Here is a 24779-nt window from a genome sequence, read left to right on the forward strand (position 1 = left end):
CGAGATTCCGCCCATGAGTCCTACCGTCCTACCCCGCGAAGCCCAGGTGGACGAGGTCAAGGACCTCATCACCCGCGGCAAGGAGATCGGTTTCCTCACCACCGAGGACGTCTCGGTCGCCATCCAGGCCGCCGAGCTTCCCCCGGAGCAGGCCGAGACGGTGCTGCAGGTGCTCAACGACGAGGGCATCGAGGTACTGGAGGCGGGGGGCGAGAACCCCGACGAGGCGGATCTGCTCGCCCGTCGGCGCCGCGAGGAGGAGGAGCTCGCGCTCAAGGCCCCGACCTCCGACCCGGTACGCATGTACCTCAAGGAGATCGGCAAGGTCCCGCTGCTGACCGCCGAGGAGGAGGTCGACCTCGCCAAGCGGATCGAGGCCGGCCTGTTCGCCTCCGAGAAGCTCGCGGTGGCGACCAAGAAGACCTCCCCGCAGATGCGGCGGGATCTCGAGGCCATCGAGCGCGACGGGCAGATCGCCAAGCGCAAGCTCGTCGAGGCGAACCTGCGTCTCGTTGTCTCGATCGCCAAGCGCTACGTCGGGCGCGGCATGCTGTTCCTGGACCTCATCCAGGAGGGCAACCTCGGCCTCATCCGTGCGGTCGAGAAGTTCGACTACACCAAGGGCTACAAGTTCTCGACCTACGCCACCTGGTGGATCCGCCAGGCGATCACCCGGGCCATCGCGGACCAGGCGCGCACGATCCGCATCCCGGTGCACATGGTCGAGACGATCAACAAGCTGATCCGCATCCAGCGCCAGCTCCTGCAGGACCTCGGCCGCGAGCCGAGCCCGGAGGAGATCGCCAAGGAGATGGATCTCACTCCGGACAAGGTCCGCGAGATCCTCAAGGTCTCCCAGGAACCGGTCTCGCTGGAGACGCCGATCGGTGAGGAGGAGGACTCCCACCTCGGTGACTTCATCGAGGACTGCGACGCGGTCGTCCCCGTCGACGCGGCGAGCTTCATCCTCCTGCAGGAGCAGCTCGACTCGGTGCTGCACACCCTCTCCGACCGGGAGAAGAAGGTCATCCAGCTGCGCTTCGGGCTTACCGACGGTCACCCGCGGACGCTGGAGGAGGTCGGCCGGGAGTTCGGCGTGACCCGTGAGCGGATCCGGCAGATCGAGTCCAAGACGCTGTCCAAGCTGCGTCATCCCTCCCGATCCCAGAAGCTGCGCGACTACCTGGAATAGGAAGGCCGGCGCACCCCTCCCGGTCGTTGACCCTTGGTGGTCGCATTAATACTCTTGGTGAGTATCGGGCTTTCTGATCTTCGATGGCCACAGTCCGTCGATCATCGCCGGTCCGGTGCTGGCGGCACGCTCCGGTGCCGCCTCCGGCCGAGAGGACGACGGGCATGGCTGGCAGGGGATCGACCGTCGAGCGTCGGCTCCGCCCGGTGGCGGGGTTCGTCGTGGCGACGGCCGGCGCGCAGAACTTCCTCGGCGCGCGGTGGGTGCCGGCATTGCTGGCGGTAACCCCGGCCCAGCGCCGGCGGCAGGTCGCACTGCGCCTGCTGGCCTGGAGCCCGCACTACTTCCAACCGGACGAGCACGACCGCGACGCCGCGGCCGAGCGTAACCGGCGCACCCGGCAGATCCTCGCCGACGACCTGCTCGGGCGCTATCTGCAACCGGACGACGACGTCCTCGACGTCGGCTGCGGCCCCGGCTATCTGGCCGCCGCCGTCGCCCCCCGGGTGCACGCGGTGACCGCCGTCGACGTCTCCCGCGGGGTGCTTGCCTGCGCCCGGGTGCTCAACCCGGCGCCGAACCTGGAGTACCTCACCGTCGAGGACTTCCGGCGCAGCGGACGCGACGTCGACGTCGTCTACTGCATCGCCGTGGCGCAACACCTCACCGACGAGGTGTTCGCGCGCGCGCTTCGTGACTGGCACGCAGCCCTGCGGCCGGGCGGGCGGCTGCTCGTCGACGTGGTGGTCGGCGATCCGGACTGGCGGACCGAGCAGCAGTGGCGCGCCGATCGAGGCCTCGTCGGCCGGGCGAAGCTGCGCTTCGCGCTGAACTGCTTCGGGCGTAGCGCCGAGCAGGTCCGCCGGCTCGTCGCCGGTGCCGGATTCGGCGAACTCGACCTGGTCCCGATCTCCGCGCTGGTCGACGTCGAGGACGACGTGGCCAGCCAGCACCTACTGGTCGCCCGTCGCCTGGACGTGGCAGTGTTGCCCGCGCCGACCCCCTCCCGCGGGCTCGTGGTGGATGTACCGGCCCAAGCCGCGCCGGCCGACCGGCTCGGTCAAGAGCGGCTCGGTCTGGAGCGACTTGACCTTGAGCGACGTGATCTCGAACGGGTGGCCCCCACCTCGGTCGACGTCGACCCGGACCTGAGCCCCAACAGCCGGTCGAAGTAGGGACCGCGGTCGAACAGCCCGCTCTGGTCCGGCCTCACCTCTGCGGTCAGCGCGGCGATTATCGCGCTGGCGACCTCGTCGGGCGACTCCCGCGGGTAGGGGGTCAGCGCGGCTCCGGCGATCTCACGGTTGTGCGGGGAGTCCAGGGCGACCACCGGGACCCCCATCACCCGACCCTCCGCCAACGGATATCCGAACGACTCGAACTCGGAAGGGAAGTAGACGGCGTCGCTGCGGGCCAGCATGTCCGTGACCGTAGCCGGTGACTGTGGCCCGATGAGACGCAGCCGTGGGTGGCCCGCCAAGGGGCCGGCCTCAGGGTGACTGGCTCGCTCGGTGACGGTGAGCACGGCCTCGACGGGGTGTGGCGGTGCCGCCAGCAGGTCGAGGGCCGCGAGGGCGACGCGCAGATGGTCGGCCATCCGCTTGTGCGGGCTGAACAGGAGGGGGCAGAGGATCTTCATCGGCTGTTCGCCGTCCCCGTCGCCGTGACTGCCCCGGGCAACGCCCGCGCTGGGATCGGGTGGGGTGACGGGGTTGTACGCGATGACGATCCGGTCTCGCACGGACGGCACGGCGTGGACGACCCGCTCAGCCATGCTTGTGGACGGGACGAAGACCCGGTCGGCCCGGCGTACCGCCATGCGCACCACGGGTGCCTGGGCGTGGGCAGCCGGGCTGATCAGCGATCCGAACGTCCGCGCCTCGTCGTGCCGCAGAAAGTGCTGAGCTCCGTGCACCAACACGTGCCGTTCGCGCCCGGCGACCAGGAAGCCCACGTTGTTCAGCGCCACCGCCCGATCGACGCGTCCGTCCGTGATCTCGCGGCGCAGCAGCCACGGCACCCTCACCGCGCGGTCCCGCCCGATCACCTTCAGCTCAGGGGGGCAGGCGGTTCGCTGGTAGACGTCGAACTCGGTGAGCAGCCGCTTCGCGCCACCCATCCGAGCGCCGGCGCAGTCGACCAGAATCCTCATGACTCTCCCAGTCCTCTCGGAGTAACGGACCGGATTCCGTCCCGGCGGGGACTGGTTCTCGCCGACTGCTCGGGGATGCTCCGGCCGGTGCCGGTGCCGGTGCCGGTGCCGGTGCCGGTGCCGGTGCCGGTGCCGGTGCCGGCGGACGCGTGTCCGGCCGGGGGCAGCCGTCCGGTCAGCGTGGTGAAGACCGCGCGGGTGTGGTCCTCGGGCCGGGTGGCTGCGCCGGCCCACTCGGCGGCGCGTCGGCCGATGCGGGCGAGCCGCGCCCGGTCCGCCAGCATGGCGCGCAGGACGATCTCCAGCGCCGTGGCCGACTCATCCGTCGGTGTCTGTCCTGTCACCCCGTCCTGGTAGGCGTCGTGGCTGCCGCCCGACGCGGGCCCGACCACCGCGCACCCGGCGAGCTGGGCCTCCAGCAGGACGATGCCGTAGCCTTCACCGCTCTGGCCAGGCCCGCGCGAGCGGGTCCGGGTGCAGAGGACGAACAGGTCGGCGGTGGCGTAGAGCCGGGCGAGCGCCTCGTCCGTGGGGGATTCGTGCAGCTCGGTGTCTGGATGGGCCGACACCAGTTCGTGCAGGGCGCCGGGAGCCGGTCCCCGGCCGGCGAGCACCAGCCGGATCGGGCCGACGGCGGCCCGCGCCGCCTCGACCGCCTCTAGCAGGACCATCGCGCCCTTGCCCACCCAGTCGTCGAGCCGGAATACGCTGAGTACCGTCGGGACAGCGGACAGTGGCCGGCGACGGGCCGCCTCGGCCAGCAGGGCGGTCCGCCAGGCGGGCGATATGCCCGGCGCGAGGATGGGGGCGACCCCCACCTTCGACAGGGCGCCGGCACTGTAGGAACTGATCGTGACCGGGCGCAGGCGCGGGTCGGCGCGCAGAATCGCTCGATCGGTCCAGCGCATGCCCCAGATGTCGGTGCCGTAGAACAGAACTGGCCCGAGGGGCGCGCGGGTCAGCCGGACGGCCGCCGCCGCGACGGGGATGAGGTTGGCGTGCCCGGCGATCACGCTGTCGGCGCGGCCGAAGCGCCGCGTCGCGTCCAGCGCGCGCAGCAGAAAGCGTGATCTGGTCGCGAGGGACAGGTCGGCGTCCGGTTCCAGCATGTCCACCCGGACGAGGTCGGCCCCACCCGCCCGTAGCGTTTCCTCGACCGTCATGAGGTAGCGCTCGATGCCGCCGCCGAGTCCGCGGGAGGGGCTCAACAGGAGGATCCGCGGAGGTTGGTCGACGAAGGCGTTTGGCGGGACGAGTGATGCGGACCGCGTAAGAAGATTCACGTAACGTGATGCTAGTGTCCCGTTGGGTAACAGTCCGGTGTCTGGTTGTGTGTCGACGCGATGCTGTGGGTTCCTCTGTTCGCCCAGCGGCCGGTTGATGCCGCCGGGGAACGCCGGCCCGAACCTCCAAGGGGTATGACGTGTCTGCTGGTGACAAGGAGTCGGACATGGAGCCCGGGTTGCGGTACCGCAACGGTGGCAATACAGATCTTCTCGACCTGATCGACATCCCGACGGGGGTGGCGCTGGACTGCGGATGCGGAGCTGGAGACAACGCCCGCCTGCTGCGGGCCCGGGGCTGGCGGGTGACGGGCGTGACGAACGACGCATCCGAGCGCGCCGTCGCGGCGGCCGAGTGCGACCATGTCGAGCTGGCCGATCTGTCGGCCGGCCTGTCCTTCGCGTCCGACGGCCATTACCAGCTTGTGCTGCTCGCCCACATCCTGGAGCACCTGGCCGATCCGGCGCCGCTGCTCGCTGATGCCCGGCGCGTGCTGGCGCCCGGCGGCCGAATCCTGGTGGCGTTGCCGAACGTGCTGCACTACCGGCAGCGTGCGCTGTTCCTGCGCGGTCGTTTTGAGTACACCGACACCGGCCTGATGGACACGACCCACCTGCGCTTCTACACCGTGGAGTCGGCGCGGCGCATGCTGGAGCGCAATGGTCTGAGGATCGCCGCCGCCGGTACCACCGGTGGTCTGCCGTGGTGGCGGGCGCGGGATCTCCTGCCGCCGGGGATGGTGCGGCGCTGGGATCGTCGGATGCTCGACCGGTGGCCGACCATGTTCGCCTGGCAGGCGCTGTTCCTGACAGTGCCGGCCGTGGTGGTCACCCCGGCTCCACGTTCACCGCTGGCGTCCGAGCGCTGGCGACGGACGCTCCCGTCGCCGGCTCGGGGATCGCCTCCGGCTGACCGGGCGTCCTGGGGCGGTGGCCATTGATCAGGCTGCGCAGACCAGGGCTGAGGCCCGCCCGGCCGGCGGAGCAGGTCCCGGGCCCCAGGTCGTGGTTGTCGGTGTCACCGAGATCCTCGGCCGTGTGGCGAGCGTACGGCCGAGACGGCACGCAGAAGGCCCTCGACCGAGGCGGCGAGCTCGATGTCGCCGATCGCCTTCTCCGACTCCCTAGCCATCTCGGCGAGCAGGTCCGGACCGCGGCGCAGCTCGTCGAGGATCCCGGCGAGGGTGGTCACGTCGCCGACGGGGTACACGCGGCCGTTGCGGCCGGGGCGCACGTCGTCGGTCGGTCCCACCGAGCCGACTCGGTCGCTCACCACCACCGGCAGCCCGGACAGCACCGCCTCCTTGACTGCGAGCGGATGCGGATCCCGCTGCGCCGGGTGCACGTACAGGTCGCTCGCCGCGTACAGGCGTGGGAGCTGCCGCTGGTCGGCGAATCCGACGAGCCGCAGCGCGCCGTCGAGTTCGGCCGCCGCCTCCTCGAGCGCGGGGCGGAGCTGTCCGTCTCCTGCCATCACCACGACGACCTCACGCGCCTGTGGGCTGTGGGGCCGGCGGGCCAGCTCCCGCAACGCGTCGGCGAGGTCGAGTGGACGCTTGCGGTCGATCAACTTGCCGGCGAACAGGGCGACGAGCGCTGCGGGATCGATACCCAGGTCGGCACGGACGGCTCTGCGGTGGATGTCCCGCTGGTCCATGGCCTCCCGCAGAGCGGCCTCGTCTGTCGTGAGCGGAACGCGGAACATCCGCGACCTCGGCACTCCGTAGGCCGCCAGGTAGGCCTCGTTGTTGTCGCCGATGGTCAGAAAGGCGTCCATCGAGCGCAGCAGGGGTGGCAGCGCGAGCCGTTTCACGATCCGGGCCCGGGTCGAACGCCGGCCGAGGAGTTCACTGTCGCTGGTCATGAGAGCGGGTACGCGGCGGCGCCGACACCAGGCGAGCGCCGCGAGGTTGAAGGTGTGCCGGTATCCGTAGATCAGCACGCACTCCGGTCGCAGCCGGTCCAGAGCCGCCCAGACGCGCCCGGCGGCCCGGCGGCAGGCGTTCGGCTGCTGCCAGTCCGGACGCAGCGCGAGGTCCGCGAGGAACTCGTGCCGATAGCCGTCAGTAACGTCGGAATTCCACTGGACCTGCGTGCCGAATCCCCGGTCGTGGTAGCGGTCCAGCCCCGCCCGGGACAGGAACAGCACCCGCAGGTCCAGGTTTCGGTCGTTGACGGCTCGGTAGAGCGGCGCGAAGTGCTGGATCGGATGCGAGACGACGGCGGCAACCGTTGTCTGGGGTACGAACTTCACAGACTGAGCCTCCTTGGACGCCGTGGGTCCGGCTGGCCACGCGTCGTTCCGGGCCGCTCGCGAGTATTCACCATCTGTAGTCGTCACTCAACGGAGTGCGAGTTGATGTCGGGTGGATGGTCGCCGGATCTGTCGACGCGCACCGGAGCCTCGATGAATCCATCACTCTTTGTAGTCGATGTGCTACAATAAGCCCTGTGGCGCAGTCGGTGACCGGGACTTCCTCTGCGGCCGAGCCTCGGGCCGGCCGTGGTCCCGTGCGCAACCAGACGACGTGACCGACCCGCCGACATGAGGGCCGAGTTGCCCACGGGCCGGGGCGGGAGGGGCGGGACGGCATCGACAGATGAAGGCCCCGTGCGGCTACCTCGCCTCCGTTCGGGCCACCGCGTACCACCAATCTGGCCATCACCGCCGTGTCCGCGCTCACGGGCATCGGGATCGCATGCTGCCTCGGACCGGCCGGACGCGGCGGCTATGCGGTGGTTGACCTCCTACGCGCAGGCTGCGGCGGCTGTCGTTGCGACCGTCCTGGGAAGGAATCACGAAAGGTGCCCAGTCACATGACACGAGACGGTTACGTTCCCGCGGGTGGGACGGCATGAGCTCCTCACGGTCCGCGAAGGTGCGAACCTCCATCGCGGTCCCCCGTCCGCGTCGGGACCCGGACAGCGGCCTCGCCGGCAACACCGGCAGCGGCGACGTTGGCACTGCCGTTCCGGCCCGCGAGCGCCTGTATCGGCGCTACGCCACGACCCACAGCGGCGGGGCCGACCAGGAACTGACTGATCGGCTGTTCGAACGCGACATTGCGCCGTTCATGCCCGACAACCGCGATGCAGCCATCCTCGACGTCGGTTGCGGGCAGGGCACGCTTGTCGCCGCGTTGCTGCGTGCCGGTTACCGGCAGGCTCGCGGGGTCGACGCCAGCCCCGAGCAGGTGGCAGCCGCGCATCAGGCCGGCGTCGTCCAGGTCGAGCATGCGTCGCTCGACACCGCGCTTGAGGCGGTGCCGAACCGTCTCGATGTGGTGATCGCCATGGATCTCCTTGAGCACCTCACCCGCGACGAGCTCCTGCGGACGCTGGATCTGATCGCGAGTGCACTACGCCCCGGCGGCCTGCTGCTCGCTCGCACCCCGAACGGCGTAAGCCCCTTCGCGGGCAATTACCGCTACGGGGATCTCACCCACGAGATCTGCCTTACCCCGGGCAGCATCCGTCAGGCGCTCCGGGTTATCGGCTTCACGACCGCCGACGTCCACCCTTGCGTCCCGCTCGTGTACGGAGCCGCAAGCGGCGCCCGCTGGCTGTTGTGGAAAGGTCTGAGCGGCTGTTACAAGCTGGCGCTGGGCATCGAGAGCGGTTCTCCTCGTGGCCATGTGGTGACGCAGAACATGCTGGTTGTCGCGCGAACGCCAGTCCTTGTTGACGAGCCCGCCCAGCACCGGTCCGGGTAGCCGACCAGACCTGGGCGGGTATCTGGAGGGAGTCAGTCAGCCGGACCGACTGCGCCGCGACCGACTCCAACCAGCCTGCTTGGGCCGGCTGGCGACTTGGTGAGCACCGGGCCGGCGATCGCGGCGACGAAGGCCGCCTTGCCGACCGGGTGACGGTGCGCCGTCGCCGTCGCTGCGGTCAGGAGGAACAGGCCGACGAACGGAACCCGCACCTCCACGGAGTGTGCCATCGAGAACGCATCGGTGTCCGGCAGCAGCGTGGCGCCGAGGTGAGATCGAGCTCCGCCCGGGTGAGGGCCCAGGAGGACCGCAATCCCACCAGTTCGTCAGGCAGCGCAGGTAGCCGATTGCCGGCGATGGCTGGCCGGGGCTGGTGGCGCGCACGGAGCGCCGATGGGAAATCCATCGCTCTATGTAGTCGTCGTGCTACAACAAGCCCCGTGATGCAGCCGGTGACTGGAGCACCCTCAGCAACTGTGCCTCGGGCCGGCCGTGGTCCGCTGCGCTGGCATCTGGCCGGTCGGTTGGCTGCCGTCCTGCCGGATGTCCGCGGCCGCGACCGAGTGACGGGATGGATACGTGGCCCCCGGACCGTCTACACGGGGCCGCTGTCCGGTCGGCTGAGCAACGGGATGATCTTCGAGGTGGAGGACTGTCGGGACGGCTCGCTACGCGACCTGGTGGAGCTGAGCTATCGGCCTCCGTCGCTCGCCGCGGTCTTCGACGCCATCCTCGGTCCCGGGGACTGCTGTTACGACGTGGGGGCGAACGTCGGGATCTACACCCTGTGGGCGGCGGGCAGGGTGGGGCGGACCGGTGAGGTGCACGCCTTCGAACCGGTGCCGCAGACGAGGGCGACGCTCGCCCGCCTGGTGGGGCAGAACGCGCTCACCCAGGTGCGGTTGTCGTCGGCCGCGGTCGCCGCCACGGCGGGTACCGTCGGCCTGCGGATCTATCCCGGCTCCTCGGGGCTCGCCCACCAGGTGTTCGACGGTGCGGCGCCCGAGCTGACCGTGCCGGCCACCACGCTTGACCAGCACGCGGCGCGGCATCGCCCCCCGGACCTGGTGAAGATCGACGTGGAGGGCTTCGAGCTCGACGTCCTGCGCGGCGCCGGCGAGCTGCTGCGCGTCCACCGCCCGGCGCTGCTGTTGGAGATGCTGCCCAGCCACCTCGCCCGACGCGGCGGTGACCGGCAGGGCGAGCTGGTCGCGCTGCTGACCGGGTCCGGCTACCAGATCTTCAACCTGACAAGGCAGGGCCTTGCCGTGCAGGGCGCCTTCTCGGCGAACGTGCTCGCGCTGCACGATCGGTGGCGGCGGTTCGACCGGGTCATCGCCGCCCTGCGGCGCACCCCGCTGCCCCGCAACCAGACGACGTGACCGTCCCGCCGACATGAGGGCCGGGCTGCCCACGGGCCGGGGCGGGACGTCGCTGGCGTCGATCGGACGGCATCGAAAGCCGAAGGCCGAGCGTGGCTACCTCGCCTCGGTCCGGGCCACGGCTATCACGAACCTGGCCATCACCGCCGTGTCCGCGGTCATGGGCATCGGGATCGCCCGCTGCCTCGGACCGGCCGGACGCGGCGCCTATGCGATCGTGACCTCGTACACGCAGGCTGCGGCGACCATCGGGGAGCTCGGCCTGACCGCGTCGATCTGCTACTTCGTCGCGCGATACCCGGACCGGGCGGCGGACGTGGTGCGCACTGGCGGGGCACTCCTGCTCGCGCTCGGTGTGGTGGTGGGGGCCGGAGGGATCCTCGCGGCCCCGCTGGTGTTCCCACATGATGCCGCCGCAGCGGCGACGTTCCGGGTCGCCTTCGCGGCCCAGCCGCTGATCTTCGTCTCTGGTTGCTTGGTGTTCGCCCTGCAAGCGACCCGGCTGCCGGCGTGGAACCTGGTCCGGGCCGTCCAACCTCTGGTGCAGGCGGCTGTCGTGTCGACCGTGGCGGTGGCGGCCGGCTTGACGATCGGCCGGACGGTGGGGGGTCTACTCGTGTCGACCGCCGTCCAGACGGCGGCGGCCTTCGTGCTCTGGCGGCGGGAGTGCCCCACGCGGGGGCGGATCCGCCATCGGGACGCAGCCGAGCTGATGCGCTATGGCGGCGCGGTCTTCCTGTCGACGGTGCCATTCCTGCTCACTGCGTATCTCGACGTGCTCATCCTCGCGCTGCTGGTCGATCCGGCGAAGGTGGGTCTCTACGCGGTCGCGGTGTCGATGAGCATGCTCAGCCAGCCGATCTGCGTCGCGTTCGGCAACGTGGCGATGCCCCTGCTGGCGCGGCACGCGGCAACCAAGCCGGTCTCCGACGAATCCGCCGGGCTGGCCGCCGGGCGGAACCCTCCGGTTGCCCGGCATGTCCGGCGGACGGCAGGCCTCGCCGTCGGCGCCAGCCTGCTGTCCGGCACGGTCGTCGCCGGGCTGATAAGCGCTGCCGCGCCGGTGCTGGTACCTCTGCTCTTCGGCGCCCACTACGAGCGAAGCATTGGGCTGCTGTGGCTGCTCGCACCGGGTGCGGTGCTGCTCGGCTGCAACCGGGTCATGGACGACCTGCTGCGCGGGCTCGGCCGGTCCCTCACGGTCGCCCGCTGCGAGGGGGTCGGCGCCGTCCTCACGGTCGTCGGGTTGGCCGTGCTGGTGCCGGCCCTCGGCATCGCCGGCGCAGCCATCACCTCGACCGCCGCCTACAGCGTGGCGTTTCTGTTCCTGCTGCGTGCCTTGCTGAGAGCGATTGGTGTTCCCGTGCGTGCGGTGCCGAGCCAGGCCCGCGGCCTGATCGCGATCCGGATTGCCGGAGCGCGGGGTGCGATCCCGACCAACGCCGAACGAAGGTGACAGACGTGATCGAATCGCTACCACGGTCGCCGAGCAGAGGTGGATCCTCGGGCCCGTCCCCAGGTGCCCGGCGCGTCGGCGTCGTCGGTCCTGTCGGTCAGGACGACTTCGCCGACAACATCGTCTACTGCCTGCCCGATCTCGGGGTGCACCCGGTCGCGCTGGGCCCGGCGGTGCCCGCCGTGCGGGTGCGCCGGCTGGGGGCCGTGACACGCGTGGCGGCGTCCGCCTCCGACCGGCCCGACCGGTACTTCCAACGGCGCATCGTCGAGCGGGCCGAGCGGGAGAACCTCGACCTGGTGCTGTCCGTCGACGGCCGGCTGTTGCCCGCGACCGTGCGTGCCCTGCGACGCCGTGGCATCCGGGTATGTCTCTGGTTCCCCGACGCGGTGGTGAACCTCGGCCGGCAGCACATGCTGATGGGCGACTACGACAGGCTGTTCTTCAAGGATCCGCTGCTGAGCCGCCGCTTGGCGGACGTGCTGGGTCTGCCTACCTGGTATCTGCCGGAAGCGTGCAATCCGGCGCGCCACCGTCCGCCCGTGGTGGCTGAGCAGGAACCGTACGTCGTCTTCGTCGGGAACACCTACGGAGCACGGGTCCGGCTCATTCATCGCCTGCTCGACGCCGGAACGCAGGTTCGGATATTCGGCGCACCCATTCCGCGCTGGCTGCGTGACCCGAGGCTGACCGCATGCCATACCGGGCGGTACATCACGGGTGCGGAGAAGGCGGCCGTCTTCCGGGGCGCGCTCGCAGTCGTCAACGCCCTGCACCCGGCCGAGATGGAGAGCGTGAACTGCCGGCTGTTCGAGGCGACCGCCTGTGGTGGAACGGTGCTGTGCGAGCGGCGCACGCACCTCGCGGAACTGTTCACCGAGGATCGGGAGATCCTCGGGTTCACCGACTTCGACGAGCTTACGGCGCATCTGAAAGCCTGTGCCGCGGACCGGTCCGCGGCCCGGGCCCTGGGTGACGCTGCCTCCCTGCGCAGCCACCGCGATCACACCTACCAGCGGCGGCTCGCGGTTCTGCTCGGCGTGATGCTGTGACAGTCCTTGACCGTGGTCCCGCGGCAACCCAGGCCGCTGAGCGGCGTCCTCCCCTCATGTGGCTCGCGATCGCGCTGGCCAGCCTTGTGCCCATGATCGTCGACGTGATCGCGGAACCCTCCGACTCGGGACGGGTGGTGCTGCGCTCACTGACCTTCGCGACCGAGTGTCTCGCGGCCTTGTCCCTGATCGGCGCACGCCAACCGCGCTGCTTCGGCCTCGGAGTGTTTCGTCTTGGCCCGTGGTACATGTTGTGGAGCGCCTTCTCGTTGGGGCTGCTGGCGATCGCCTGGCGGACCCCACCCCCGGACGCTCCTGCGGGGATCACTCTCGGTGGCGTGTCGCAAGCGCTCACTGTCGCCGGTCTCGCGGTCCCTTTCTGGGCCGCCGGGTACCTGCTCGGTCCAGGCCGGGGCCTGGTACGGTTTGCCGCCCGGCTCATCCCGGCGACGACTCACCGCCGTGACGTCCGGCTACGGAGCGACGCCGTGCCGTGGATCCTGTGCGGTGTCTCCATCGTCGCCCGGTTGGCGGAGATCCTGCTGGGGCACTATGCCTACCTCGGCGACGCCTCTCAGGAGGTCGCGCAGTCGACCTTCTACGCGCAGCCCATCTCCCAGCTCTCCCGGTGTGGGCTGTACGCACTGCTGATCGCCGCGGTCGGCTTGGTGCGACGCGGGGACGCCCGGCAACGCCTGACCTTCGCCGTCCTGCTGGCCGTCGAGGTCTCCTTTGCCCTGATAAGCGGCATGAAAGGCCTGTTCGTGACGACCGTGTGTGGTGTGTGCATCACGTTCGCGGTCGCGCGGGGTCGGGTACCGATGCGCTGGATCATCGGTGGGCTCGCCTTGTTCCTCTTTGTCGTCATTCCCTACAACGCCACCTACCGTTCGCTGGTGAGGGGCCACGGGGGATACATGAACCCGAGTTCCGCGGTGTTCATGGCGCCGACCGTGCTGCGGGACACGGTGGTCGGGAAAAACGGGACGGGCGCGTCCCTCGCAGAGGGCGCACAGGAGTCGAAATTCGAGTATCTTGTCGGTCGGACGCGATCGGTTGACAGTCTCGCGCTCGTCGTGGAGATGACGCCGGGAACCGTGCCATACCGGCATCTCGGCGAACTGCTGATGGCGCCCGTCCTGAGCCTCGTTCCCCGGGCTGTCTGGCCGAACAAACCGATCCGGCTCACCGGGTACGAGTTCGGCCAGCAGTACATGTCCATGAGCTCCCAGACCTACACCGCCTCGGCGGTGTCACCGCAGGCGGATCTCTACCGGTATGGCGGGCTGCTGGCCTTGTTGGTGGGCATGGGGTTGCTGGGGGTGGGGCACCGGCTGATCGACGAGGCCTGGGATCCGGTGAGGGATGTGAGATGCGTCGTCGTCTTCGTCCCGTTCCTCTTTTCCACGGCTCTCTTGGTGGACAGCGTGTGCGACCTGCTGTCCGCGCTACCCATCCAGCTGGCCACGTTGTTTCTCGTACTACGCTTCGCCTACGGTGGCGGAGGTGAGTCGGTCGACATGCCCGATTCCAGCGCGAGGTCGGGGGATCGGATCGAATAACCTGCCGCGGAGCGGGCGAGGCCCATGCGCGTCCTGGTGTTCCTGGTTTCGGCGAAGGGAGATGCGGTTCAATGAAACGAGGCGGCGTCGTTCTCGGCGCGAAGATCTCCGTGGCGGGTTTCCTGACCTCGCCGGTCATGGGAGCCGCCGTCGCGACGGCGACCCGCTACCGTGTTCCCAACCATGGTCTTTGGTTCGACGTGAGAGATCGCGAGTTCACGTCACGAGTCCGCGCGGCGTTGTTCTGGAGACTGTACGAGGCCGCGGAGATCAGGATGATCCGGCGGCACCTGGGCGCCGCGACCACGGTCGTCGAACTCGGTGCGAGCTTGGGTGTCACCGGAGCCCACATCGCTGCGAGTCTGGCGCCAGGCTCGCGGCTGTTGTGCGTCGAGGCCTGTCCGCGCCTTGCTGAAGGACTGGGGCGTCGCCTGGCGCCGCATGCCGGACACCTCACGCTGGAGACTGAAAATGTGGCGATCAACGACGAAACCGGGCCGGTCGAGCTCACGCTGGCCGGAACGAACCTGGATGCCCGCCTGGAGGGCAGCGCCTCGGCGCACCGCACCACCACCGTGGCGGGCACGACGCTGCGCAATCTGCTCGATGACAGGCGGATCGGCGAGTTCGACCTAGTGTGTGACATAGAGGGAGCCGAGGCGTCCTTCCTCCTAGGCGATCCGGGAGCGCTGGAAGGTTGCCGGCGGGCGGTGTTCGAGCTGCATGACACGACCTTCGCCGGCCGGGCAGTCACGGCCGGCGAGCTCCTCGAGGCCGCATGCGGCCTGGGTTTCCGGGTCATCGAGCGCCGTGGCGTGGTCGTGGCGGTCAGCCGCGACCGCTGACGGCCTGGCTACCGCCTGCCCGCGGTCGAGCGACCATCGGAGTTGACTGGGTACGGATTTCCTGCGTCGGCGCCCCAGGTTCGACACGACGCCCCGCGGGATCTCCACGCCCAGCATTCATGCCGCGGCCAATGCCGCCTGGCGCGAGATCGGCCGTGGACGGGGGCGAGCTACAGCCGGTTGCTCGCCGGATCGTAGGCGAGGCTTTCGCGCGGAACTGTGCCCCCGCCGGTGTGCCAGGCCTAGCGGGGCTGATGACGACCCGCCAGCCTGCTGCCCGGGCCCGGACACACAGATCCAGATCCTCGTAGTGGAGGAAGTACCGGCTGTGCCATCGGCACCTGCCGATGGCACTCGGCCCTGATGGACATGATGGCTCCGGTCACCCAAGAGAGGTGGTCGCAGGCGTACCGGAATCCGCCGCCGGAGCCGAGATCGCGGGGCGGGACGAGCCAGCGGACGCCGCCTTAGACCCAGCGGACGATGACCGCGGTCGTTCTCATGAGCGCGCCGCCGTGTGCGCGATTCGCGCGGGGGCGGGCCGAGCGGAGGCGAGGGCACCGTCCGGCGCGGCCAGGGTCGTCCAGGGGGCCGAGGCGAGCGGCCGGCGGGTGGTCGGCGCGAGCGCCCCGTCGACGATCCGATAGCCGTGCGCGCGCAGCAGCACGCCCACGGGGTCCGCGTTCGGCGCGGCGACCTCGCAGATGATGGTCGGCCGCACCTCGGACAACATCCGCGCGCCACCCTGCAGGACCGTCTCCTCTGCTCCTTCGACATCGATCTTCAGGACGTCCGGCGCCGGCAGGTGGGCGAGCAGGTGATCCAGGGTGAAGGCGGGCACGAGCTGCGCGAACCGGGTCCCGCCGGTCTGGTTGTTGCCGAACCCGGCGAGATGGCTGGTCGCCCGGCTGCGGCTGGCGACATTGAACCGCGTCAGCCCGACCGACGCGCAGACCGCGGCGGAAACGATGTCCACCCTGGCCTGGTCGGTGGCCCGCTCGGCGAGCCGCGCGGACCGACGGAGCAGCTCGACCAGCCAGGTGTCGGGTTCGAACGCCACGACCGTGCCGGACGCCGTCGCGGCGCAGGCCGCGGCGAAGGCGAACAGGCCGACGTTCGCGCCGACATCCCAGACGACACTGCCGGGCCGGACCACCTCGGCGACCAGGTTCGTCAGCACCGGGTCGGCGCCGACGAGGCTGGGACGCAGGTACTTCAGGCCGCCCTCGCTGGAGACGTAGATCCGGCTCGTCTCGAAGGGCGGCGGCAGACGGCGCGGCACGACCAGCCGGTGGGTGAGCCGCTCGGCGAGGCTGCGTAGGGCTCTGCGTTCGGTTGGCCGGTTGGCCATGGTGTTCTCCCCACGGTGCGCAGGTGACCGAGCCAGACTGGCCGGGTCATGACGGGACGGGTCCGGCTGCGGCTTCCCGGCCGGCGGGCGCCCGTGAGTCCGGCTGGTCGGCCCGACCGCCGGCCGGCCCGGCCGCTCGTTGCCGGGGGACGACGGGCAGCGGCCGGTCGGTGGCCGGTGGCCTGCCGGGGCTCCGCCGGGCCCCCACCAGCGCACCCACGGTGAGTTCGTACCAGGCGTGGTAAATGCAGAACAGCAGCCCGCTGCGACCATCCCGCCAACCGCCGCGCACCAGGTACATGTAGACGAACAGCAGCAGCGGTCGGGCCGGGAGCAGGGGGAAGACGAGCTCCCGCGCCACGATGCGGCCCAGGGGGCGGGTGGAGGCGCCCCGGTGGCGGATCGCGGCCCAGGTCAACGCCACCCCGTGGCGCGCGGCACCCCGGGCTGGCTGGGACTCGGCCTTCAGCTCGGCGTAGCGCACGTGCTTGTGCAGCCAGGCGGCGAGGCCCTTCTGGTCCTCGTCGATCAGATCGGCGGACAGCCGGCCGATCCTGCCGACGACGCTCGGTCGTTCCCCGTAGGTGACGTCCTGGTCGAAACAGGCCGCTCGACGGTCGAGCAACCGGACCTGCCAGCTGTTCGTGTACCAGCCGCAGTGTGCGATCCAGCGGCCCTGGAACACCAGCCGACGGCGATGCGCGTAGGCGGCGGGGCCGGCGGGGTCAGTGGAGCCCGCCTGGCTCGCGATCTCGGCGGCGAGTTCCGCAGACACCCACTCGTCGGCGTCCAGGAAGTACACCCAGTCGTGGGCGATCCCGGGATGGCTCAGGGCCCACTGGCGCTGCCCGGCGAAGCCACGCCAGGGCTCGTACCAGACGGTCGCGCCCGCGGCGCGGGCCAGCTCCACCGTGTCGTCGGTGGATCCGGAGTCCACGACGACGATCTGCCGACTCCAGCCCGCGGACCGGACGGCCCGGACGATGTTCGGCGCCTCGTCGCGGGTCAGGATGATCGTGGTGACCGGGACGGTCCCCGGAACGGGCCAGATGGCGTCCCCGCTCGAGGCCGCCGTCCCGTAGGGGACCGGCCAGGCAGCGCGGGTGGCCACCTGGCCGGGCCGGCGGCCCGGTCGGGTGCGGGACGCCGGCCGGAACGGCCGGGGTGCCAGCCGATACGGGGTTGCCATGGTGGACCTCCGGTGCGTCCGGTCACGCCGACGGCTCGTGGGGCGCCCCGGCGACGGGCGCGAGAACCGGCCCGCCGCTGTTGCGCCCGCTCTCGGCTGCCGCGCCGTCGACCCGTTCCTCCCCGGCCTGTGGCTGGCTGGCGGGCGGTATCGGGCTCCGGCGCCGGGCGTACAGATATCCTGAGGGCGCGTCGTCCAGCCGGTCCGTCCGCACCAGGTCGCTGTCCAGCAGCGTGGCGTCGAAGCCGCGCTGGAGCAGCAGATCGACGAGGGCACGGGGATCACCGAACTCGGTGTGGACCTCCATCACGATGCGGCCAACCGCGTCCAGCCAGCCGGGCTCGTCGAACAGCGCGAACTCCGAGCCCTCTATATCGATCTTGACAAGGTCGGCCCTCTCGACCCCGCCGGCCTCGAACACCTCCGCCATGGTCAGCACGCCCACGTCGCCGCCCCAGTGGCTGGCGGCCTGTCGGGTGCGGAGATCGGCCAGCACCCCAGTCGCGGGGCCGACGAGGGCGTGCAGCAACCGGATGCGATTCGACACACCGTTGCGGGCGGCGTGGTCGGCGAAGGCGGCGGCGAAGCCCCGCTGGGCCTCGACCGCGATGACGCTGGCGCCCGCCCGCGCCGCGAGCACCGAGAACAGGCCCTGGTTGGCCCCGAGGTCGATGACCACCTCGCCGGCGGCCGGAGCGTATCCGGGAAGCGCGTGATAGACCCCGCGGCAGTACATCTCGCGGGCGCCGCCGAACGCGGTCCCGGGCAGCGTCACCGCCACCCCCCGCAGCGGCCGGAAGGTGTGGCTGCGGGTGGCCATCGCCATGTCGGCGGCGATCAGGTTGCCCGCGCGGCGGATCGCGGGCCCCCTCCCGAGCACGGCCGCCCCGAACCGCAGTGCCGTCGGGGCGCCGGCCACGGCGGCGATCCGGCGAACGTCCCGCAGCAGCTGCGTGGCCTGGCTGGTCCGGGTCATCCGGCTCTCCTGTTGGCGAGGTGAGTGGCGAGTAATCGAAGCATTGCGGGAGGTGAATATCCTGGAGTCCGGAGGGTGCGCGTGTCGCCCCGGTCGAAGCACACATGGGCTCAGATGTCGGCGCCGTCACGTGTGGCAGGCGCCGTTGCCCGCCATGCCGGCCAGAGCGGCGCTCGACCGTCAGGGCTGAGGCCACGCCGTCCACCGGGCCGCCCGCGGCTCGTCGATGCGGGGATCGCCCGGCGGTGGCAGCGGGCCGAGGCCGTCGAGCAGGCCATGGCGGACGAGCACGGAGGTCACGAGCCCACGACCGCGCAGCAGATCCATGGCCACGGCGCGGGGCAGGACGACGGTCGCGGTGGTCACCGCGACGAGCATCGCGCGCAGTCGCCAGCCGCGGGTCCGGGTGAACCAGAGCCGGTTGCGTACGTTGTAGTAGGCGTTGCCGCGCCACGGATTCATGGTGCTGCCGGTATGCCAGGCCCGGCTGGGGCTGAGCACCACGCTCCAGCCGGAGTCCCGTACCCGATAGCAGAAGTCCACGTCCTCGAAGCCGAGGAAGTACCGGCCGTCGAACGGGACCCGCGCCAGCACCTCGGCCTTGATGAACATCACCGCGCCGGTGACCCAGTCGGCCTCGCAGGGACGGTCCTCCGGGGGGCGCCGCGCCCGGGGCGCGACGAGGACCGGGCTCAGCCTGGCCGAACCGGACTGCAGCCCGTCGCCGTTCACGAGGGTGGGCGCCACGATGCCGATGTTCGTGCCGGCGAGCAGGTCCAGGCAGGACCGCACGGTCGCCTCGTCGATGCGGATGTCGTTGTTGACGAGCAGGTAGGACTCGGCCGTGGGGTGGTCCCGGCAGGCGTGCAGGAAGCCCCCGCCGAAGCCGAGGTTGCGCGGCGGGCGCAGCCACGCGGTGGCCGCCGGCAGGTCGTCCGGGCGGGGCGAACCGTCGTTCGCGACGACGGCCACCTGGGCGATGGACGGGCACGCCTCCAGGCGTTCGGCGACGTCGACGGTGGGCTGCGGCGGGCCCCAGTGAACGATCACGGCCACGGTCTTCATCGGGCCCCCTGGCTCGGTGAGCGGTGTCGAGCGGGCGCACGGTCGTCGGATTTCCGTGCCGGATTGGATGCTGAGAGTAACAGAATCGTCTGAACTAGCGAGGCAAGGTGACGGTGAGGATGCCTCGGGTCGCGCGAGTCGCGGCGGCGCGCACCCCGGGCTTCCTTACTTAAAGTAGTGATGCGATGTCATAGTGCGGCGGTGGCTGAGGCATCGTCGGTCCCCGCGGCCGAAGACGAGCAGGGTGGCGTGGCCGGCGGCCCGCCCGAGGGGCGCGGTCCCGTCCCCGGGCGGCCCGCCGAGGACGACTCCGATGCACCCACCGTGCTCGCGCGGGTGGCGACCGTGCCCGAGCGGCGGTCGGCGGATGAGGCCGACGGGGCGTCGCGGGGGGTGGGCGGGTCGGGTGACCCGCCCCGCGGGTCCGGCCGGGATGGCCGCCCGCGGCTGCTCGCCGGCCGGCTCGCGCGGGGGCTCGGCGAGCTGTTGATCACCGCGGGCGTCCTGGTCGCGCTGTTCCTCGCCTATCAGCTGTGGGTCACCGACCTGTTCGCCGAGCGCACCCAGGACCGTCTGCATCACCAGCTCGTCGAGCAGTGGAGCAGGCCGGTCGCGCCGCGCCCGCCCGCGGTGGGCCACCCGCTGCCGACCCTGCCCCCCGTGCCGCTCGGCGACGGGGTGGCGATCCTGCGGGTGCCACGCTTCGGCCGGGACTACGCGCCGGTCGTCGTGCAGGGAGTCTCAGTCGCCGACCTGCGCCGTGGGCCGGGGCATATCCCGGGGACGGCGATGCCCGGCCAGCTGGGCAACTTCGTCGTTTCCGGGCACCGCACCACCTACGGGAAACCTTTTAGTCGTTTGGATGAACTAAAGGTTGGCGACCCTATCGTGGTCGAGGTTCAGGACCGTTATTACACCTATCGGGTGACCGGATCCGAGATCGTGCTCCCGAATCGGCTGGATGTCACCTATCCGGTTCCGAAGCGCCCCGGCGCCGCGCCGAGCAAGGAGCTCATTACCTTGACAACCTGTCATCCCAAATTCTCTGCCAGTCACCGGCTGATCGTGTACGGGGAGCTGGTCGACACCACGCCGAAGTCCGCCGGTCCGCCCCCGGTGCTGCGGGAGGAGTGACCGGATGTACGCCTGGATCTACCGGCACCTGCCCGGCCCGCGGCGACTGCGACCGGGGCTCGCGGCCGTGCTGCTGCTGGCGATCGTGGCCCTGTTGATGTTCGTGATCTTCCCTGCCGTGGAGGGGGTGCTGCCGATCAGTCAGGTGACGCTAGGTGACTAATGGGCGGGGATTTCGCGATACTCCCTGGTGGATTGACTGCTCCTCCGTCGTCTGAGCTGTGGATTGGGGAATTGGTCGCGTGCTGACCCGGTCGAGATGGCGGCGGAATGTGCTCGGTGTCGTGTGCGGGTCGGCTCGATGGCGGGGGAAAGTCGGGCATCGGATACCCTGCGAACTGAGCGGCGTTACGCTCGTATAGCGTGGGATCGGCGCCGCCGCGGGTGACCGCTTCCGCCAGGCGCGGGTGGTGTCGTTGCGCCGCCCCCGGCAGGCTGTCGTTCGAAGCGCAGGGCATTGTGGGATCGCGTTCGGGGGAATTCGATGAAATGGCGGGATCGGATAGGACGGCGACCGTCGGGCCGTGGCAGCGGCGGTGGCGAGCGGGCCCCGCGGGCCTGCCGTGCGGCCCCCGGGCCCGGCCGGCCCGGGGCGGCGCGGGTCGCCTCTCCACCGGCTGACGGCGCGTCGTCCCACGATCGCGACCTCGTCCACGATCACGCGCGTGCGGTGAGCCGCCAGCGGGTGGTGGCGGTCGGGCTCGTCGCGGTCCTCCTCACGGTCGGTGTCGGTTGTGGCGCGTTGGTCCGGGGGCCGGCCGGAAGCGTCGGCGCCGGGATGCTGTGCGCCCTCGCGGTGCTCGCCTCGGTCTCCGCCGTCCTGATGGGTGACGGCGCCAGGTCGGCCGATGGCCGCGGCCACGGCACCGATGCCCGGCGCCGATACCCCGGCGTCGACGAGCTCACCGGTCTGCCCGAGCGCCAGCCCTTCCTGTGGGCCGCCGGCCGGCTGTTGGGCGGCGGTCACCGGATGCGGACGGTGTCGCCCATGGCGCTGCTGGTGCTCGACCTCGACGGCATGCGGGACGTCAACCTCGCGCTCGGCCACGAGCTGGGGGACCGTCTGCTCATCACCGTCGGCCGGCGGCTGCGTGCCGCCCTGCCGGACTCGGCGCTGCTCGCCCGGGTCGACGGGGACGCCTTCGCTGTCCTGCTGCGGGGAGCCGACGCCGACGGGGCCAGAAGGGTCGCCGCCGACCTGCACGCGGCGCTCGAGTCTCCCGTCCTGCTCGGTTCGACGCCGGTTCGGCCCGATGCGAGCATCGGGATCGCCTGCTCACCCCGGCACGGCCGGACGCCCCAGGAGCTGCTGCGCCGCGCCGAGCAGGCCATGCACACGGCGAAGCGCTCCCGCTGCGGGCAGGCCCTCTACGCCCCGGCGCCGCCCGCGGTCAGCCGCGCCCGCCTGCTGCTGCGGGCCGAGGTCCGCCAGGCGCTCGACCAGGGCCAGCTCGAGCTGACCTACCAGCCGAAGGCCGACCTGCGCAGCGGGCGCATCAACGGGGTCGAGGCGCTGGTCCGCTGGCGGCACCCGGTGGACGGCATCCGCCAGCCCGAGATCTTCCTGGCCGAGATCGACCGGGCGGGTCTCATGCCGCGGCTCACGGTTCAGGTGCTCGACCAGGCGCTGGCCGACTGCGCGCGCTGGCGGGCCGGTGGCGCGGCGCTGACGGTCTCGGTGAACGTCCCGGCGTCGGTCATCGTCGACCGGGCCTTCGTCGGCGTGGTGCGCGCCGCGCTGGCCCGCCACGGGCTGCCGCCGGCGGCGCTCGTCGTGGAGCTGACCGAGGACACCCTGGTCGAGGCACGCGAGGCGGCCCGGCACACGCTGGCCGGGCTGCGGCGCTTCGGGGTACGGGTCAGCCTGGACGACTACGGCACGGGATTCTGCTCGTTGACCTACCTGCGTGACCTGCCGGCGGACGAGGTCAAGCTCGACCGCACGTTCCTGCGTGACCTGGACCGTGACCCGGTGGCCGCCGAGATCGTGCGGTCCACCGTGTCGCTCGCGCACGCGCTGCGCCTGCGGATCGTCGCCGAGGGGGTGGAGACCCAGCGTTCCTGGCAGGCTCTCGCGGACTGGCAGTGCGACGAGGTACAGGGGTACTTCGTCGCCCGGCCGATGGCGGGTGACCGGGTGGTCGCCTGGCTGCGGGAGTGGGCCGGGCGCGTCGCCCTGCGATCGTCGCCGGCCGCCATCACACCGGCGGGCGAGCTCGTCGCGGTGCATGCCGCGCCGGGTGGCGGCCCGCGGTCCGCGCCCGCGACACCACCGACCGTGTCGACGCCCCCCGCGATGCCGCCACCCGCCCCGCAGCCCGCCGTAACCGTGGGTTCGGTAGGCGGGGTGACCGCCCTTCCTCGGTCCTACGTCTCGGAGTGGTCGGTGCTGCCGGTGCCCGCGGTGCATCGGGTGCCACCGGTCCCGCAGACGGTTCCTACGAATGGGGGCAGATCTGCGGGCCTGGGCGTGTCGCCGGGGCTGGGCGTGTCTGGGCTGGGTGTGCCGGCGGGAGCCGGGGTCCCGGCTGGGGGAGGGGCGTCCCGGTGGGCGGCCGGGTACCACGTGCCGACCGACCGCGCCGCGTCCTGACCGGCGGCTACCGATCCGTGCTGACGGCCCGGACGGCGGCCGCGTCCAGGCGACGAGGATCCTCATCAGCCCGACGCCTGCCCGCCGTCGGGCCCGGCAGCGTGGCTGACGACGTCAGTATGGCCGGCGAGGTCAGTATGGCCGGCGAGGTCAGTATGGCCGGCGAGGTCCGTGTGGCCGGCGACGTCGGTGTGGCCGGTGGCGCCCGGGCCGCGGTCCAGGGGCTGGCGTGGCCGCGGGACCGCCCGCCACGCCTGGCAGGCCCGCGCGAGCAGCGACATCGGGCCCGACAGCGCGTCGTTGATCACCGCGGCGCATGTCTCGAACCCCGCCCGGCCCTCCTCGATCGGGTCGGTCAGGTCGTCGACCGCCACCGGGACCACCCGGCCCGCGGCCCGGGCGCGCCAGGCCGCCGCGGTGAGGAACTCCCCGGCCGGGCGGACCTGGCCGGTCGGCAGGTCGGCGAGGCGGACCGCGGAGGTCAGCCGACCGAACTCGCGCATGGTGTAGGTCCGGCGCAGCGCCCGCGGGACGAGGCCGACGACCGTCGAGCGGTGCTGGCGGGTCGCGCACAGCACCAGGTCGCTGCCGTCGACCAGCTCCTTCGTCAGCCGCCGGCTACGAAACGCGTCGGGCTCCGTGCCGCGGGCCCGCAGCAGCGCCGCGGCGTGCGGGTGCATCGGCTCGTCCGGGTGGGCGAGCACGCCGGCGCTGCGGATCAGCGGCCGGCGCGCGGCGCCCGGCGGGAAGTGGGCGGCGGCGAGGTACTCGGCCAGCGGCGAGCGGCACAGGTTGCCGGTGCAGACCATCAGCACCGTCCACGGGCCGGGCCGGTCCTGGTGGCTCATGACCGGCCCGGCGCGCCGTCGCGCCGCCAGTAGACGCCCGTCCAGTCGACGTCGATGATCGGTTCGCGGATGCCGTTCGCGGCCCGGTAGTCGTCGACGGCGGCCCGGCAGCCGGGCACCGCGCCGTAGTCGTCGACGATGCAGAAGCCGCCCGGCGACAGCCGCGCGTACAGGGCCTCCAGTGCCTCGATCGTGCTCTCGTACATGTCGCCGTCCAGGCGCAGCACGCCGAGGCTCTCGATCGGCGCGTCCGGCAGCGTGTCACGGAACCAGCCGGGCAGGAAGCGGACCTGCTCGTCGAGCAGCCCGTAGCGGCGGAAGTTGTCGCGTACCTGGTCGACGGAGACGGCCAGCGCCGTCTGCTCGTGGTGGCGGTCGTTCGCGTCGGCCGCGTACCGCGGGTCGGGGGCGGGCAGGCCGGCGAACGAGTCGGCGACCCACACGGTCCGGTCGGTGGCGCCGTAGGCGGCGAGCACGCCGCGCATGAGGATGCAGGCGCCGCCCCGCCACACCCCGGTCTCGATCAGGTCGCCGGGGACGTCGTCGCGCAATACCTGCTCGACGCATTCCTGCAGGTTGCGCATCCGCCGCTCACCGGTCATGGTGTGCGCGAGCCGCGGCCAGTCCCGGCCGTCGCCGCGTACCTCCGGCGGGGTCCGCCGGACGATCTCCATGCCGCGGCGCTGGATGGTTCTGGCCACGATCCGCCGGGCGCTGCCGTGCGGTTCCCAGATGTTGCCGTCGCCGCCGTCCCACAGGGAGAAGGTCAGCGTCGAGCGGAGCAGGTCGAGGTAGCGCGCGGTGGTGTCGGGCAGGTTCTGCCGGGGTGTGGCCGTGGTCATCGTCGCTCCTGGCGGGAGTGGGACTGCCGGACGAGAGGGGTCGTCGGGCGTCGGGCGGTGCCGCGGGATCGCGGGATCGCGGCAGACGGTGCCGCGGCGCGCGGACGAGGGACGATCGGGGCCTGGGCCCGAACGTGGGCCTGG

Annotated in this window: 22 protein-coding genes; 12 read left to right on the plus strand and 10 right to left on the minus strand. The window is 71.4% G+C overall.

Going from position 1 to position 24779, the window contains the following annotated elements; genetic code table 11:
• The first annotated feature begins 13 nt into the window (after positions 1–13).
• Both AC6EXY_RS01875 and AC6EXY_RS01880 read left to right on the plus strand, forming a co-directional pair.
• Positions 14–1192, plus strand: a complete 1179-nt coding sequence (locus tag AC6EXY_RS01875) for an RNA polymerase sigma factor (protein ID WP_101834813.1) — start codon at positions 14–16, stop codon at positions 1190–1192.
• Between the two features lie 164 nt (positions 1193–1356).
• Complete coding sequence (locus tag AC6EXY_RS01880; protein WP_101834811.1) at positions 1357–2367, plus strand: class I SAM-dependent methyltransferase; 1011 nt, start codon at positions 1357–1359, stop codon at positions 2365–2367.
• On the opposite strand, the gene AC6EXY_RS01885 is transcribed toward AC6EXY_RS01880, so the two are convergent.
• Entirely contained in the window at positions 2253–3344 is a 1092-nt protein-coding gene (locus tag AC6EXY_RS01885; protein ID WP_101834809.1) for a glycosyltransferase, read from the minus strand. The two genes, AC6EXY_RS01880 and AC6EXY_RS01885, sit on opposite strands and share 115 nt — an antisense overlap.
• Positions 3341–4552 carry a glycosyltransferase family 4 protein gene (locus tag AC6EXY_RS01890; RefSeq protein WP_499816927.1) on the minus strand — a complete coding sequence of 404 codons (1212 nt, stop codon included), beginning with the start codon at positions 4550–4552 and terminating at the stop codon, positions 3341–3343. The genes AC6EXY_RS01885 and AC6EXY_RS01890 overlap by 4 nt, the downstream gene beginning before the upstream one ends.
• A 242-nt stretch (positions 4553–4794) precedes the next feature.
• On the opposite strand from AC6EXY_RS01890, the gene AC6EXY_RS01895 reads away from it, so the two are divergent.
• Positions 4795–5568: a class I SAM-dependent methyltransferase gene (locus AC6EXY_RS01895; protein ID WP_499816926.1), complete on the plus strand. Its 774-nt coding sequence runs from the start codon at positions 4795–4797 to the stop codon at positions 5566–5568.
• Between the two features lie 77 nt (positions 5569–5645).
• Here the strand turns inward: AC6EXY_RS01895 and AC6EXY_RS01900 are convergent, their stop codons facing one another.
• Positions 5646–6881 carry a glycosyltransferase family 4 protein gene (locus tag AC6EXY_RS01900; protein ID WP_101834805.1) on the minus strand — a complete coding sequence of 412 codons (1236 nt, stop codon included), beginning with the start codon at positions 6879–6881 and terminating at the stop codon, positions 5646–5648.
• Positions 6882–7506: 625 nt separating this feature from the next.
• On the opposite strand from AC6EXY_RS01900, the gene AC6EXY_RS01905 reads away from it, so the two are divergent.
• The gene (locus AC6EXY_RS01905) at positions 7507–8340 is read left to right on the plus strand and encodes a class I SAM-dependent methyltransferase (RefSeq protein ID WP_165818619.1); all 834 of its coding nucleotides are present in this window, start codon (positions 7507–7509) and stop codon (positions 8338–8340) included.
• A gap of 32 nt (positions 8341–8372) precedes the next feature.
• On the opposite strand, the gene AC6EXY_RS01910 is transcribed toward AC6EXY_RS01905, so the two are convergent.
• Positions 8373–8570, minus strand: a complete 198-nt coding sequence (locus tag AC6EXY_RS01910) for a hypothetical protein (RefSeq protein WP_101834801.1) — start codon at positions 8568–8570, stop codon at positions 8373–8375.
• A gap of 402 nt (positions 8571–8972) precedes the next feature.
• On the opposite strand from AC6EXY_RS01910, the gene AC6EXY_RS01915 reads away from it, so the two are divergent.
• The 5 genes from AC6EXY_RS01915 (at position 8973) to AC6EXY_RS01935 (ending at position 14637) form a co-directional block, all read left to right on the plus strand.
• Entirely contained in the window at positions 8973–9722 is a 750-nt protein-coding gene (locus AC6EXY_RS01915) for an FkbM family methyltransferase (protein ID WP_243408018.1), read from the plus strand.
• 13 nt (positions 9723–9735) lie between these two features.
• On the plus strand, positions 9736–11178 hold the full coding sequence (locus tag AC6EXY_RS01920; protein WP_101834798.1) for an oligosaccharide flippase family protein: 1443 nt from the start codon (positions 9736–9738) through the stop codon (positions 11176–11178).
• 5 nt (positions 11179–11183) lie between these two features.
• Complete coding sequence (locus AC6EXY_RS01925) at positions 11184–12230, plus strand: CgeB family protein (protein WP_101834796.1); 1047 nt, start codon at positions 11184–11186, stop codon at positions 12228–12230.
• Between the two features lie 56 nt (positions 12231–12286).
• A complete protein-coding gene (locus AC6EXY_RS01930; RefSeq protein WP_101834794.1) occupies positions 12287–13792 on the plus strand; it encodes a DUF8712 domain-containing protein in 1506 nt (501 codons plus the stop codon).
• A gap of 71 nt (positions 13793–13863) precedes the next feature.
• Positions 13864–14637, plus strand: coding sequence for an FkbM family methyltransferase (locus AC6EXY_RS01935; RefSeq protein ID WP_243408017.1), 774 nt, complete (start codon positions 13864–13866; stop codon positions 14635–14637).
• Between the two features lie 499 nt (positions 14638–15136).
• Here AC6EXY_RS01935 and AC6EXY_RS01940 read toward each other — a convergent pair whose 3' ends face one another.
• The 4 genes from AC6EXY_RS01940 to AC6EXY_RS01955 all read right to left on the minus strand — a co-directional run bounded on the left by AC6EXY_RS01940 (position 15137) and on the right by AC6EXY_RS01955 (position 19218).
• Positions 15137–15988 carry an FkbM family methyltransferase gene (locus AC6EXY_RS01940; RefSeq protein WP_101834792.1) on the minus strand — a complete coding sequence of 284 codons (852 nt, stop codon included), beginning with the start codon at positions 15986–15988 and terminating at the stop codon, positions 15137–15139.
• Positions 15989–16034: 46 nt separating this feature from the next.
• Positions 16035–17177: a glycosyltransferase family 2 protein gene (locus tag AC6EXY_RS01945; protein WP_499816925.1), complete on the minus strand. Its 1143-nt coding sequence runs from the start codon at positions 17175–17177 to the stop codon at positions 16035–16037.
• A gap of 22 nt (positions 17178–17199) precedes the next feature.
• Positions 17200–18153: an FkbM family methyltransferase gene (locus AC6EXY_RS01950; RefSeq protein ID WP_101834788.1), complete on the minus strand. Its 954-nt coding sequence runs from the start codon at positions 18151–18153 to the stop codon at positions 17200–17202.
• A gap of 180 nt (positions 18154–18333) precedes the next feature.
• A complete protein-coding gene (locus tag AC6EXY_RS01955) occupies positions 18334–19218 on the minus strand; it encodes a glycosyltransferase family 2 protein (protein WP_101834786.1) in 885 nt (294 codons plus the stop codon).
• A gap of 201 nt (positions 19219–19419) precedes the next feature.
• On the opposite strand from AC6EXY_RS01955, the gene AC6EXY_RS01960 reads away from it, so the two are divergent.
• From AC6EXY_RS01960 to AC6EXY_RS01970, 3 genes are all read left to right on the plus strand, one after another.
• The gene (locus tag AC6EXY_RS01960; protein WP_499816924.1) at positions 19420–20352 is read left to right on the plus strand and encodes a class E sortase; all 933 of its coding nucleotides are present in this window, start codon (positions 19420–19422) and stop codon (positions 20350–20352) included.
• A 4-nt stretch (positions 20353–20356) separates the two neighbouring features.
• Complete coding sequence (locus tag AC6EXY_RS01965) at positions 20357–20515, plus strand: hypothetical protein (RefSeq protein ID WP_165818314.1); 159 nt, start codon at positions 20357–20359, stop codon at positions 20513–20515.
• A 507-nt stretch (positions 20516–21022) separates the two neighbouring features.
• The gene (locus tag AC6EXY_RS01970) at positions 21023–22945 is read left to right on the plus strand and encodes a putative bifunctional diguanylate cyclase/phosphodiesterase (RefSeq protein ID WP_243407387.1); all 1923 of its coding nucleotides are present in this window, start codon (positions 21023–21025) and stop codon (positions 22943–22945) included.
• Positions 22946–23010: 65 nt separating this feature from the next.
• Here AC6EXY_RS01970 and AC6EXY_RS01975 read toward each other — a convergent pair whose 3' ends face one another.
• Both AC6EXY_RS01975 and AC6EXY_RS01980 read right to left on the minus strand, forming a co-directional pair.
• Complete coding sequence (locus tag AC6EXY_RS01975) at positions 23011–23793, minus strand: arsenate reductase/protein-tyrosine-phosphatase family protein (protein WP_499816923.1); 783 nt, start codon at positions 23791–23793, stop codon at positions 23011–23013.
• Positions 23790–24635: a TylF/MycF family methyltransferase gene (locus tag AC6EXY_RS01980; RefSeq protein WP_499816922.1), complete on the minus strand. Its 846-nt coding sequence runs from the start codon at positions 24633–24635 to the stop codon at positions 23790–23792. The genes AC6EXY_RS01975 and AC6EXY_RS01980 overlap by 4 nt, the downstream gene beginning before the upstream one ends.
• Between the last annotated feature and the right edge of the window lie 144 nt (positions 24636–24779).

It is taken from the genome of Frankia sp. RB5 (assembly GCF_059816245.1).

What these genes read in the sequence shown, in the direction of transcription:
- AC6EXY_RS01910 (WP_101834801.1), bottom strand. Translation starts at nt 8,570, where the DNA reads ATGGCACACTCCGTGGAGGTGCGGGTTCCGTTCGTCGGCCTGTTCCTC.
- AC6EXY_RS01920 (WP_101834798.1), top strand. Translation starts at nt 9,736, where the DNA reads ATGAGGGCCGGGCTGCCCACGGGCCGGGGCGGGACGTCGCTGGCGTCG.
- AC6EXY_RS01880 (WP_101834811.1), top strand. Translation starts at nt 1,357, where the DNA reads ATGGCTGGCAGGGGATCGACCGTCGAGCGTCGGCTCCGCCCGGTGGCG.
- AC6EXY_RS01885 (WP_101834809.1), bottom strand. Translation starts at nt 3,344, where the DNA reads ATGAGGATTCTGGTCGACTGCGCCGGCGCTCGGATGGGTGGCGCGAAG.
- AC6EXY_RS01935 (WP_243408017.1), top strand. Translation starts at nt 13,864, where the DNA reads ATGAAACGAGGCGGCGTCGTTCTCGGCGCGAAGATCTCCGTGGCGGGT.
- AC6EXY_RS01915 (WP_243408018.1), top strand. Translation starts at nt 8,973, where the DNA reads ATGATCTTCGAGGTGGAGGACTGTCGGGACGGCTCGCTACGCGACCTG.
- AC6EXY_RS01980 (WP_499816922.1), bottom strand. Translation starts at nt 24,635, where the DNA reads ATGACCACGGCCACACCCCGGCAGAACCTGCCCGACACCACCGCGCGC.
- AC6EXY_RS01950 (WP_101834788.1), bottom strand. Translation starts at nt 18,153, where the DNA reads ATGACCCGGACCAGCCAGGCCACGCAGCTGCTGCGGGACGTTCGCCGG.
- AC6EXY_RS01940 (WP_101834792.1), bottom strand. Translation starts at nt 15,988, where the DNA reads ATGGCCAACCGGCCAACCGAACGCAGAGCCCTACGCAGCCTCGCCGAG.
- AC6EXY_RS01955 (WP_101834786.1), bottom strand. Translation starts at nt 19,218, where the DNA reads ATGAAGACCGTGGCCGTGATCGTTCACTGGGGCCCGCCGCAGCCCACC.
- AC6EXY_RS01965 (WP_165818314.1), top strand. Translation starts at nt 20,357, where the DNA reads ATGTACGCCTGGATCTACCGGCACCTGCCCGGCCCGCGGCGACTGCGA.
- AC6EXY_RS01945 (WP_499816925.1), bottom strand. Translation starts at nt 17,177, where the DNA reads ATGGCAACCCCGTATCGGCTGGCACCCCGGCCGTTCCGGCCGGCGTCC.
- AC6EXY_RS01975 (WP_499816923.1), bottom strand. Translation starts at nt 23,793, where the DNA reads ATGAGCCACCAGGACCGGCCCGGCCCGTGGACGGTGCTGATGGTCTGC.
- AC6EXY_RS01930 (WP_101834794.1), top strand. Translation starts at nt 12,287, where the DNA reads ATGTGGCTCGCGATCGCGCTGGCCAGCCTTGTGCCCATGATCGTCGAC.
- AC6EXY_RS01895 (WP_499816926.1), top strand. Translation starts at nt 4,795, where the DNA reads ATGGAGCCCGGGTTGCGGTACCGCAACGGTGGCAATACAGATCTTCTC.
- AC6EXY_RS01875 (WP_101834813.1), top strand. Translation starts at nt 14, where the DNA reads ATGAGTCCTACCGTCCTACCCCGCGAAGCCCAGGTGGACGAGGTCAAG.